A 12,432-nucleotide genomic window follows, 5' to 3' on the forward strand; every position below is an offset into this window, starting at 1 on the left:
TCTATCCTCTATATAATACACTAGCATGTTTTGATTTGTCTTTTGTTTTAATCGGCATCTTTCAAGAAGATATTGCCAGTTGTAGTCGTTAATTCTACATGGGCAACTTCATCTTCACTGATACGACGAAATTGTAGCATTTGATTCATTTTTTCTTTTTTCTCTCTGACAACATCATAAGCTGACATTCGTGAATTAATACTCCCCAAACTTGTTCTGGCATTTCCTTCCACACCCAGTGTTGGTGGTAAAGCAATTTTAACATTGCCATTTACAGAGCTGGCATTCGCTTTTTTCAAATTATTTTCTTTAAAAGTTAAGCGAACATCACCATTAACCAAGGAGACTCCTAATGTTTGCGGTGTAGTCGTCATCGTTACAGTCCCGTTGACTGTTTCAATAATACTATCTAGAATGCTACCTTTAAATACATCAATTGCGCCATTGACGCCTTCAATTTCCAGCATTGTGGCATTAACCGTTTGAAATTCGATGTTTCCGTTAGTTGATTTCGTATAAACATCTTTTGCATCCAATTCTTTAACGGTCACATCCCCATTTAATAAACGGATTGAAACATGATCGTAAATTCGTTTTGGTAAATAGAAGACTAAATCAGCCCGTACTCGTTTATTGGGCACTTGAAAAGAGATATGTTCATCATCCACATCAATTTTACTGCGAGCTTCAAACGCTTCAAAAGGAGTTGCTTCATTCATTTTGCCGTAGAGTTTAATTTTAGCATCTACTTTGACGCTGTCTTCTTCCCACATTTCAAAACGAATATTTCCGTTTGCAACTTTAACATCCAAAATGCTAGCTGCTGTTTCAGGGTATTCAAATGTGTGTTCAAATTTTGTAGTCGCAACACCAGGAACTTTTAAATTGATATCTTTCCACTCCACGTTATCATTCACAGTTTCTGAAACGGTTTGGAAAGTTTGCTTTAAAAAGCGACCTAAGTGGGTTCCTGCTTCAGCCATTTTTTCTCCAGCTTGATTGATTGCATCAGTTGCTTGTTCTTTCCAATCATCTGGTAAATCAATTTTAGCCGAAATCTTATCTTTGGCTTCTTGCCATTGATCTTTTTTAATGTCTTTTAATTGTGCTTCTAACGCAACTTTTTCCGCAATCAAATCATCTAAAGAAGATTCTAAATCTTTAATATCTTCTTCTAGCAATTGACGTTCGGCTACTTCTGCCTCACTTAATATTTCCAACTCTTCTTTTGTGTTGTACTCCATTAAAGCGTGGCGAACTTCGGTTAGTTGGTCTTTGACACCCGCAATTTCTACATTTAGTTCATCTAGTTCAGCCGAAGCTTTGCCCGCTTCTGTGGCTAAATTATCTAAAATATCTTCAACTTCTTTTTCGGCAGCTGATTTTTCATCAGCAGTATCATGGTTATCTTCTACAGTATTGGCATTATCGGCATGAATTGTTTTACTAGCCTGCTTGATTTGTTTTTCGTCTCTGGCAGTTGCCATGCTTTCCAGCAAATCCAAGGCTTCTTCCGTTGAAAGCACACCTTTTTTCACTAAATCCAAAATTCGTTCTCTTTCATTCATGGAAATTGCCTCCTTAATTATTATTTGCAAGTTTTCCTTACACGTATATTATGCCTTCTTTACGCCAACTTGTCATAGGACTTAAGACGTAACTTTTTCTCCACCTCAAGCCAAAGTTTCTTACACTACTAAAAACACTTGAAAAAAGCTATCAAAAGATTGTAACTGGGATTCAAACAGGATAAAATAACGGTAAACAAAGAAAACGAGGGAATTTTAATGGCTAATAAATCATCACCAAACGCCAGTTTAAACTGGCAAAAAAACATTATCTTCTTTTTATCTGGGCAATTTTTATCAGGTATTACCAGTATGGTCGTACAATACGCCATTATCTGGTATTTAACTGAAAAAACCGGTTCCGCAACAGTATTAAGTTTTGCGACTTTACTAGGGATGCTACCAATGGTTTTATTAAGTCCTTTTGTCGGCCCTTTTGTCGATCGCTTAAATAAGAAAAAATTACTCATTGTAACCGACTTAATCGTAGCCATGTTTGCCTTACTTTTATCTTTTGTTGGCACCTTTACCAAAGATTTTCCTCTGTGGCTGGTTTTTGTTTCTTTATTTATCCGTTCTGTCGCACAAACCTTTCAAATGCCTACAATTCAATCCATTTTACCAACTATGGTACCTAACACAGAGCTTACCCGAGTCAACGGGCAACTTGGGATGGTCAGTTCAGCTAATATGATTATTGCCCCTGCCCTAGGTGCTTATTTATTTGCTGTTATCCCAATGAATGTTCTAATTTTATTGGATGTTTTAGGTGCTGTTTTAGGGATTAGTCTACTGTTACAAGTTACAATTCCTAAAATTAAAACGCAAGGAGAAGCGGTCCATCTTTTAACTGACAGTAAGTTGGGGTTTAAACTTTTAATTGAAAATAAAGGTTTGTGGGCCATTACTTTAATCGGTACATTTTTTACTCTGCTTTTTATGCCGGCTGTAAGTATGTATCCTCTCATGACGTTAACCTATTTTCAAGGAACAATTCAACAAGCTGGTTTAATTGAAGTCATTTATTCTGTCGGAATGTTAGCTGGTGGGATTGTAATCGGGATTTTTGGCAAATGGCAAGATCGCATGAAGCCAATCTTACTAGCTTATTTTATTATCGGAATTAGCTACATTATCTGTGGTTATCTCCCAGGAAATCAAAAGGGCTTCTTTTACTTCATTTTATTAAATGCTCTTTGTGGTCTAGCCACACCTTTTTTCAACACTTTATTAATGGCCATGATTCAACAAAGTTATAAACCGCAATATTTAGGTCGGGTTTTAGGCGTGCTAAACGCCATTATGAGTATCACTGGACCGGTGGGTTTAATTTTTGCTGGCCCTTTAGCCGATCAATTGGGCGTTGAAAAATTATTTTTAATCGCTGGAGTTGGTACGGTGCTGTGTGGTTTGATAAACTTGTTTTTACCTGTAGCCCGCAATTATGATCAGACTTTAAAGGCCGCCCTTGCTAATGAAAAACAGCCAGAAGTTGACGGTGATTAAAACGAGCACCGCTACTTAGCTTTCATACTTACAAAATAAAAACACCAACAAATCATCGCCAAGCAAAATTATCTGCAAAGCTGAATTGTGGTGTTTTTAGTATGGTTAGAAATTCAAGTTACTAAAATCAAAAGATTCTAAAACTGACGTCATGACAGCAAGAAAAGTTTAGCTTAGTATTTTTATTTAGAAACTCTCATCATGATTGGAATTTAATTCGGTGATTTTCCCGGTTGCAAGATAAACAATCCATTCACAAATATTGGTTACATAATCCCCAATTCGTTCCAAATATTGGGCAACTGACAAATAGTCGGTACCACTGATGACAGTTTCAGGATTTTCTTTCATGCTGATGATGGTTTTTTCATAAATCGAAGCATAGTAATCGTTGATCCGCTGATCCATTTGTGCAATCATACGGGCATCTTTTTCATTGGTTTTAACGTAGGCAACTAAAACATTATCTACCATTTTCTTGACGTAGTCAGACATGTCAGAAATATCTTTTTCAATTTCCGCAATCCGTGTTTCACCTTTTACGCGAATCGTTGATTTTGCAATTGAAACAGCATGGTCAGCCATTCTTTCTAAATCAGAACTTGCTTTCATGACCGTAATGATCATACGCAAATCGGTAGTTACTGGTTGTTGTAAGGCAATCATTTCAAAACTTTTTTTCTCTAGTTTTACTTCCATGTCGTTGATGGCTTCATCATTGTCGATTACTTCATTTGCCAGCTCTTTATCGTGCTTAATAAAAGCTCGCACGGATTTATGAACAGCAGAACTCACCATCATCCCCATTTCATAAAACTGGTTATGCAAGTTTAATAATTCTTCTTCAAATTGTGTCCGTAACATGTTTTCCCTCCTAGCCAAATCTTCCTGAGATATAGTCTTCTGTTTCTTTTTTACCCGGTTGTAAAAAGATTTTCTTTGTATCGTCAAATTCGATTAAATTACCATCTAAGAAAAAGGCTGTCTTATCTGAAATTCGCGATGCCTGTGACATGTTATGAGTAACCATAATCATAGTATAGTTTTCTTTTAGTTCTAACAACGTATTTTCAATCTTCCCTGAAGAAATTGGATCTAGTGCACTAGTAGGCTCATCCAATAAAATAATTTCAGGATTTACAGCTAATACGCGGGCGATACAAACCCGTTGTTGTTGACCGCCAGACAAAGATAAAGCACTGGTATGTAGTTTATCTTTGACATCATCCCATACAGAAGCTGCTTTTAAACTTTCCTCAACTACTTGATCGAGTTTTTGTTTATCTTTTTCACCCTTTAATTTTAACCCATAAATAACGTTTTCGTAAATCGAAAAAGGAAAAGGATTGGGTTGTTGGAAAACCATGCCGATTTCTTTTCTCAATTCAACCGTATCTTGTTTTGGCGCATAAATATCTTTTCCTTTATAGATGACATTACCAGTAATCGTCACGTTTGGAATTAGATCATTCATCCGGTTTAAAGAACGCAGATATGTTGACTTGCCGCAACCAGAAGGTCCGATCATCGCAGTAATTTCACCTTTATTAATTGCAAGGGATATCCCTTTTAAGGCTTCTTTTTCACCGTAGTACAAGTGTAAATCTTTTGACTGGATTATTACATCTGACATTTTATTCCTCCATAATCCTATTAAACTTGCTGTTAACCAAAGTGCCCGGAAACATAATCTTCGGTGGCTTTAATTTTCGGCCGCGTAAAGATTTTACGGGTTTCATCGTACTCAATCGCTTTGCCCAAGTAGAAAAATGATGTGTAGTCACTAATTCGGGCAGCTTGTTGCATATTGTGTGTCACGATAATAATCGTATAGTTTTCTTTTAAGTTTACTAACGTTTCTTCAACCGTACCGGTTGAAATTGGATCCAGGGCACTGGCAGGTTCATCCAACAATAAAATGTCTGGTTTCATCGCAATCGCTCTTGCAATACACAAGCGTTGTTGTTGGCCCCCAGATAACGCCAAGGCACTTTTATTCAAACTATCCTTAACTTGATCCCATAAAGCGGCTTGTTTCAAACTAGTTTCTACAATTTCATCTAATTTTTTCTTGTCTTTTTCACCATGACGCTTTAAGGCAAAGGTAATATTTTCATAAATAGATTTTGAAAAAGGGTTGGGACGTTGAAATACCATGCCAATCCTTTTACGCATTTCATACACATCAACGTTTGGTTGATTAACATCTACGCCTTTATACATAATTTTACCGGTAACTTTCGTATTGGCAATACCGTCATTCATCCGATTTAATGAGCGTAGATAGGTTGATTTACCGCAACCAGAAGGTCCGATTAAAGCAGTAATCTTATTTTTTTCAAATTCTAAATCGACACCTTTAATCGCTTCGTTTTGACCATACCAAACATGTAAGTCATCTGTATATAAAGCTTTTTCTTGGTTTTCATTTAATGTAATAATGTGGCGATCTTCTAAATTATAGGCACTCATAACATTTCTCCTTGTTTAAAATGTAAGGATTTTTTCTGTCTTATTGTTAATTGGACACATTTTATGCTGAAGTCATTTTTTTGTATAGTCGTTTACCCGCTGCCCGCGCGCCGAAGTTAAAGAGCAATACCGCGATAATTAATACCGCAGAAGCTCCCGCCGAAACGGCCGCGCCGTCAGGCATAGTACCTTCTGTATTGATTTTCCAAATATGGACAGCCAATGTTTCAGCTTGCCGGAAAATACTAATCGGACTGGAAACACTTAAAGGATTCCAGTTGGTAAAGTCAAGGGCAGGGGCGCTTTGTCCAGCTGTGTAAATCAAAGCCGCCGCTTCACCAAAGATTCTGCCTGAGCTCAAAATCACCCCAGTTAAAATTCCCGGTGTTGCCTCAGGTACAACAATACGTGTCACGGTTTCCCAACGAGACAGACCTAAAGCAAGCCCTGCTTCTCGTTGCGTATAATGAACCGCTTGTAAAGATTCTTCGACGTTTCTGGTTAAAAGTGGCAAGTTAAAGAAAGTTAATGCCAAAGCACCTGATAAAATCGAAAAGCCATATTCAAACTGGATAACAAAAACTAAGAAGCCAAATAAACCAACTACAACTGAAGGTAGTGAACTTAAAATCTCAATTGACGTCCGAATCACATCTGTAATCCAATTTTTTTGGGCATATTCAGATAAATAAATTCCTGCGCCAAGAGAAATCGGAAAACTAATCAGCATCGTAATAAAAAGTAAATAAAACGAGTTAAACAACTGAATACCAATCCCACCACCAACTTGGTAGGCTTTAGAAGGTTGTGTTAAAAAATCCCATGAAATATGGGGGACGCCCCTGACTAAAATATATAAAAGTAAAGAGGCTAAAATCAAAACGATAATACCAGAAATTGCGTATAAAACGCCAGTTGCAATTTTATCAGAACGTTTTGCATTCATTATTTCAAGGCCCCTTTCTTCCCGATTAAACGAATAACAATATTAAAGATTAATGACATTAATAATAAGATGAGTGCTAATGACCATAAGACGTTATTTTCCACTGTTCCCATAATCGTATTCCCAATTCCCATCGTTAAAATCGATGTCAAAGTGGATGCAGGCGTTACTAAACTGTTTGGCATTAAAGCCGCATTACCAATTACCATTTGAATGGCTAGTGCTTCTCCAAAAGCTCGCGCCATACCAAAAACTACGGCCGTTAAAATTCCCGGCACAGCTGCACGTAAAACCACTTTATAAATCGTTTGCCAACGCGTTGCCCCTAATGCCAAAGATGCTTCCCGATAATGTCTTGGGACTGCTTTTAACGCATCAACGGTCATCGTTGTTACGGTCGGTAAAATCATAATAAATAAGACAAATGTTCCCGCCAAAATACCAAAACCTGTGCCACCAAAGACCGAACGGACGGCCGGTACGATGACAGACAAGCCGATAAAACCATAAACAACCGAAGGGATCCCAACAAGTAATTCAATAACTGGCTGTAATATCTTTTGTCCTTGCTTTGGAGAAATTTCAGTCATAAAAACTGCTGCCCCAATGGCAAAAGGTGTTGCAACAATTGCGGATAAAAAAGTAACGATAAAAGAGCCTGCAATCATTGGAAGTGCTCCTACCATTGGTTTTCCATCTGCCCCTAATTGACTTGGATTCCACTGGGTTCCAAATAAAAAGTCAAATAGATTAATTTTATCGGTGAAAAAAGTTGCCAAACCTTTACTGGCGACAAAATAAAAAATTGATAAAACCACTAGAACAATTAAAGCGATACATAAAAAACTAATTATTTTACCTCGCGTTTCCATTTTAGCCCGTTTCGATTTGGTTAGTAGTGCTTTTTTTACATCTTCCAAAAAGAATTCCTCCTTAATACTTCACGTATTATACTCATTTATTTTTTTGTTAGAGGTTTTGTGACATACTTTCACACTTGTACAGTCTACCTCGTCAAAGTCAATTTGCTTTTAACTTATTGTAAATTTTGTGTAAACTTTACGATTTTTGCTTTTTAAATTTTTTGAGTCAAAAAAATCCTTTTCTTTTTCATTCTTCCAAATAGGCAAATATGCTGACAAATTGATAAAAAGCTTCGCAGACTCTTACTTACAATCGACAAAAGTTTGTAGCTAAAGCCTGCTTGAAGTAGTCTGCTGTAAAGCGATTTATTCTTAGGAAAATGTTATCCTATCCCTATAAAAAAACACCTTGTCTCATAGACAAAGTGTTTTGTAAAAACTCCTTAATTAATCACATTACCTTCCCAGTCTCGTTCAACTTTCATACCTGAAACAGGAAGATAGCCTAATTTTCCGACAATATTTTTTTGGACATCATCTGATAAAATATAAGCTAAAAAGTCCTCGGTTAACTTGGTTGGTTTTCCTTTTGTATACATGTGTTCATAGGCCCAAATTTTCCAATCATTGGTTGTAACATTTTCATCAGTTGGTGTGATACCGTCAATTTTTATAGTCGCCACATCTTTTGTTACATAAGAAAAGGCCACATAGCTAATTGCCCCCGGAGTATCTGCAACAATTTGACGTACCATTCCGCTAGAGTCTTGTTCTTGAGCGCGAATAGCAGTTTTTCCATCCAACACCCATTTTTCAAAAGTTCCCCGCGTGCCACTACCAGCAGCTCGGTTTAAAATGACAATCTTTTGATTTTTACCGCCAACTTCTTGCCAATTGGTAATTTTCCCTAAAAAGATATCCCGCAATTGTGTCATCGTCAACGCATCAACGCCCACACCTTTATTTACAATCGGTGTAATTCCCACTACTGCAACTTTGTGGTCAACTAAATCTTTGGCTTTAATGCCGGATTTTTCTTCAGCGAATAAATCTGAATTCCCAATTTCAACGGCACCTGATTGTACTTGACTTAAACCAGTCCCGCTGCCGCCCCCTTGAACGTTTACAAATTTACCTGGATATTTATTTTGATATTCTTCGGCGACCGTTTCCACTAAAGGTTGTAACGCCGATGATCCTACGGCGGTAATTGACTCACCACGATCAATCCATTTTGCACAACCCGTCAGAGCCAATAATAGGCTACAAGATGCTACAAATAATAATGCTTTTTTCATCATCTGCTCCTTGTCTTTCATCCTTGTAATTTACATTACGTATTCAAGTCTTTTATCGATAGTCATTATTTTAACATTAAGTGACAGCCATTTAAATGAAAAATTTTTAGCTGCCGTTGGCAAGGGTTACAAAAATACTACCCAGTTATTTTTTACTATGCTATACTATTTTGTGAAAAGTGTCATTTGATAATTGATTCTTTCTTACTTCCCCAAAATAAGAAATACCCCAAATCAAGATTAACTTCACTTTTCACCATTTCAACAGCATTCTCCCCATATGCAGTGAAATGAAAGCAAAGACTGGCCGACTGCCGGTCTTTTTTTTATCTAGAAAAAAAGGATAAATTTTTACAAGAAAAAATTGGTTGGCTGCTCTAGCTCTGTCCAGCTTTTCTAACTAACTCCCTGAGCCATAAATCAAAAATTGCGCAAATGAAAAAACATTCCAGCAAATCCTGGTTTTATGGCTCAAGGGTAAATGATTCCTCAGCTTTTTTATAGCAAGGGGGAAATCAAGCGTGCCAAACCTTCTTTAAATTTCACTATCACGCTTCGTTTGTTGTACAATTCTTTTGTCACAAGCTTGGATTTTAAGGAATCATTATAGAAAGCCTGTCGTACTTTAGCCGCCATTTTCTCATCATATAATAAAGCGTTCACTTCAAAATCCAGTCGAAAAGAACGCACATCAATATTGGCTGACCCAACGGAAACAATTCCAGCATCAATAATCATTGTTTTAGCGTGCATAAAACCATTTTCATAAGTTTCAATCACCGCCCCATATTCCAATAATTCCGCAGCAAAAGAATAAGTTGCCCAATACACGAGGGGATGATCTGGTTTATTGGGAATTTGAATTTGCACATGAACCCCAGATAACAACGCTAATTTTAAGGCTTCGTGAATGGATTCGTCGGGAATATAATACGGTGTTTGAATAAGAATTTCTTTTTTTGCCATACCAATCATTTTCAAATATGTCATTTTGATTTGCTCATATTCTGAGTCAGGGCCACTGGTAATAATTTGAATTGGCACGTTTCCACTGGCTTCAACTACAGGAAAATAATCTTCTGCAAATAACACTTCATTTTTATGTTGTGAGTTCCAATCCATTAAAAATCGGTTTTGCAAAGAATAGACCGCTGGACCAAAGATGCGCAAATGATTATCCCGCCAATAGCCAAATTTCTCTACAATCCCTAAATATTCATCTCCCACATTAAAGCCACCTGTATAGCCGATCGTTCCATCTATCACCACAATTTTGCGGTGGTTTCGGTAATTAATACGGGGATTGATGTAGGGGACAAAAAGAGGAAAGAATAAAGAGACCTCGCCTCCGACTTCTTTTAACTCACTAAAAAAATTCAAGCTGACTTGGGTAGACCCCCATGCATCCAACAAAACTCTTACTTTTACTCCTCTTTTGGCTGCCCGCGTTAGTGCATCTCGAACTTCTACGCCGAGATTATCACTTCGATAAATGTAGTATTGCATATGAATATGATTTTTAGCCGCATCGATATCTTGAATCAAACGATCAAATTTCTGACGGCCATCGGTAAATAATTGTACATCATTCGTTGTTGTATATAAGGACCGTTCAAAAACAGTGAGCATATAAACAATTTGCTTAACATCCACTTGCGCAGTATTAGGATGGGGAAATAAATTCCGCATTAAGGCTTGTCGCTGCTCCTCAATTTCAACATTCATCCCAACTTTTCCTTGCATTTTCAAGTCAAAGATTTTCTCTTTGGAAATTCCCCGCCCAAAGAAAATATACAAAATGAAACCTAACACGGGAATAAACATCAAAACCAAAAGCCATGCCCATGTTTGCGCTGTTTGTTTTCGTTCTCGAAAAATGATAATAAAAGACAAAAGCATATTGGCGATTACTAAAATAGTCGATATGTTTTGGGTAAGATAATCCAACACCTTTTTTCTCCTTACTTCATTTGAATTCTCCTTATAAAGGATAGCGGACTTAGCAAACAAAGTAAAGAACAACACAATACAACTGATTTTTATACCTTATCTGAAAATTTTATACTTGCCTTATGGTCAAAAAAAAAAACGACCGGCTAAAAACCGGTCGTAAAGAGTTTTTAAACTTTTAGGAAACGGCGCATAGACATCACCGAACCAATTGAACCAATAACCACACCGACAACCACCATTAAAAGACAAATTTGCCAAGTAAAAGTGTCCGGTGCTAATAAACTATAGTTTGAACGTAATAAAGACGGGTTAACCCAACGGTAAACTTGATTGTAACCAAATACCATAATCAATACGGGTACGACTGAACCAAGTAAGCCAATCCAACCACCTTCTAAAAAGAATGGCCAACGGATATAACCGTTTTTGGCGCCTACTAGACGCATAATTTGAATTTCTCTTTGACGGGATAAAATGGTAATTCGAATCGTATTGGAAATTAAGAACATTGCGACAAAAACTAGCAAGACTGCTGCAGCCAAGCCCCATGTTTTAATTGCATCGGCAATTTTAAAGATTCGATCTGAGTTGGTACCACCATAATCTGCCCGGAAAACATTGCTTAAATTTCCAGCTTCTTTTGAAATTGTCTTTGTATATTTAGGATTTTCTGCACTCACAACATAAACATCATAAAGCGGATTACTATCCCCTTCAAATTGTTGCCACGCATCCCCCATCGCGTCTTGAATTTTTTTCAATTCATCAGCTTTACTAGAAAAATGTACCCCTTTAACATGATCCAATCCTTCTAGTTCGGTTTTTAATTTATCCATATCAGGTTGTTTGGTTCCAATATCAACAAAGACAGAAACGTCCACATTTTTTTCAATATCTTGTGCCAATTTCGTAGCATTCATAATAACACCCATAAAGACACCAACTAAGGTCAGGGTAATGGTAACCGCACTGACAGAAGCAATTGTCATCCAGCCGTTACGTTTTAAGCTTTTAATACTTTCCAATAAGTGGCGGAAAAAAGTTCTAATCATCGTAGCCGTATTCTCCTTCCGCTTGGTCGCGAATAATGCGTCCATTTTCAATTGCAATAACCCGATGTCTAATCGTATTTACAATTGTACTATTATGGGTAGCCATTACAATTGTCGTTCCTTGTCCATTAATCCGATCCAATAGTTTCATAATTTCCCATGAATTTTCTGGATCCAAGTTACCAGTTGGTTCATCGGCGATTAATACTTTAGGTGTATTCACAATTGCCCGCGCGATGGAAACCCGTTGTTGTTCCCCACCAGATAACTCACTTGGGAAAACACGGACTTTATGTTTTAAACCAACTAAATCCAAAACTTCCATTACCCGTTTTTTGATATCTCGTGGCTTACGTCCAATTACTTGCATTGCATAGGCAACATTTTCATAGACTGTTTTTTTTGGCAATAATTTATAATCTTGGAAAACTACCCCGATTTCTCGGCGCAACAAAGGAACTTCTTTGTTTTTGATGTTTAATAAATCATAACCAGCAACGTTTAAAACGCCCTTGGTAGCTTTTTCTTCCCGATACATCAATTTAATAAAGGTTGATTTCCCAGCGCCGGAAGGTCCGACCACATAGACAAATTCACCTTGATCAATATCGATAGTGATATTACGGATGGCAGTCGTACCGTTGGAGTACTTCTTCATTACATCCTTCATTTCAATCATGGCTATCTCTCCATCTCATTTTTTTCATACCCGCTCATTATAACATGTCAATATTGCAGTAATCTTTCACAAGTTTACATTTTGATTTCATTTAA

General features: G+C 37.1%; 11 protein-coding genes. 1 reads left to right on the forward strand and 10 read right to left on the reverse strand.

Annotated elements, in window-relative coordinates; all coding sequences use genetic code 11:
- Nucleotides 1-47: 47 nt before the first annotated feature.
- Complete coding sequence (gene liaX / locus K4422_RS01945; RefSeq protein ID WP_206903148.1) at nt 48-1,568, reverse strand: daptomycin-sensing surface protein LiaX; 1,521 nt, start codon at nt 1,566-1,568, stop codon at nt 48-50.
- Between the two features lie 219 nt (nt 1,569-1,787).
- Here liaX and K4422_RS01950 point away from each other — a divergent pair, with 219 nt between their 5' ends.
- Nucleotides 1,788-3,074, forward strand: a complete 1,287-nt coding sequence (locus tag K4422_RS01950) for an MFS transporter (protein WP_230708861.1) — start codon at nt 1,788-1,790, stop codon at nt 3,072-3,074.
- A 186-nt stretch (nt 3,075-3,260) separates the two neighbouring features.
- Here the strand turns inward: K4422_RS01950 and phoU are convergent, their stop codons facing one another.
- From phoU to ftsE, 9 genes are all read right to left on the reverse strand, one after another.
- Nucleotides 3,261-3,938 (reverse strand): phosphate signaling complex protein PhoU, encoded by a 678-nt coding sequence (gene phoU, locus K4422_RS01955; RefSeq protein WP_206903150.1) that lies wholly within the window; start codon nt 3,936-3,938, stop codon nt 3,261-3,263.
- 10 nt (nt 3,939-3,948) lie between these two features.
- The gene (pstB, locus tag K4422_RS01960; protein WP_206903151.1) at nt 3,949-4,707 is read right to left on the reverse strand and encodes a phosphate ABC transporter ATP-binding protein PstB; all 759 of its coding nucleotides are present in this window, start codon (nt 4,705-4,707) and stop codon (nt 3,949-3,951) included.
- A gap of 32 nt (nt 4,708-4,739) precedes the next feature.
- Nucleotides 4,740-5,546, reverse strand: coding sequence for a phosphate ABC transporter ATP-binding protein PstB (gene pstB, locus K4422_RS01965; protein ID WP_206903152.1), 807 nt, complete (start codon nt 5,544-5,546; stop codon nt 4,740-4,742).
- Between the two features lie 61 nt (nt 5,547-5,607).
- Nucleotides 5,608-6,492 carry a phosphate ABC transporter permease PstA gene (gene pstA, locus K4422_RS01970; RefSeq protein WP_206903153.1) on the reverse strand — a complete coding sequence of 295 codons (885 nt, stop codon included), beginning with the start codon at nt 6,490-6,492 and terminating at the stop codon, nt 5,608-5,610.
- On the reverse strand, nt 6,492-7,412 hold the full coding sequence (gene pstC / locus K4422_RS01975; protein WP_206903154.1) for a phosphate ABC transporter permease subunit PstC: 921 nt from the start codon (nt 7,410-7,412) through the stop codon (nt 6,492-6,494). The genes pstA and pstC overlap by 1 nt, the downstream gene beginning before the upstream one ends.
- Before the next feature lie 386 nt (nt 7,413-7,798).
- Nucleotides 7,799-8,653 (reverse strand): phosphate ABC transporter substrate-binding protein PstS, encoded by an 855-nt coding sequence (locus tag K4422_RS01980; protein WP_206903155.1) that lies wholly within the window; start codon nt 8,651-8,653, stop codon nt 7,799-7,801.
- 498 nt (nt 8,654-9,151) lie between these two features.
- Entirely contained in the window at nt 9,152-10,603 is a 1,452-nt protein-coding gene (gene cls / locus K4422_RS01985) for a cardiolipin synthase (RefSeq protein ID WP_396139458.1), read from the reverse strand.
- Nucleotides 10,604-10,773: 170 nt separating this feature from the next.
- Entirely contained in the window at nt 10,774-11,658 is an 885-nt protein-coding gene (gene ftsX / locus K4422_RS01990) for a permease-like cell division protein FtsX (RefSeq protein ID WP_206903156.1), read from the reverse strand.
- Nucleotides 11,651-12,337, reverse strand: a complete 687-nt coding sequence (gene ftsE, locus K4422_RS01995) for a cell division ATP-binding protein FtsE (protein ID WP_206903157.1) — start codon at nt 12,335-12,337, stop codon at nt 11,651-11,653. Before ftsE ends, ftsX begins: the two co-directional genes overlap by 8 nt.
- Nucleotides 12,338-12,432 lie beyond the last annotated feature (95 nt).

It is taken from the genome of Enterococcus sp. SMC-9, assembly GCF_021011285.1.
GTDB classification, from domain to species: domain Bacteria; phylum Bacillota; class Bacilli; order Lactobacillales; family Enterococcaceae; genus Enterococcus_C; species Enterococcus_C montenegrensis.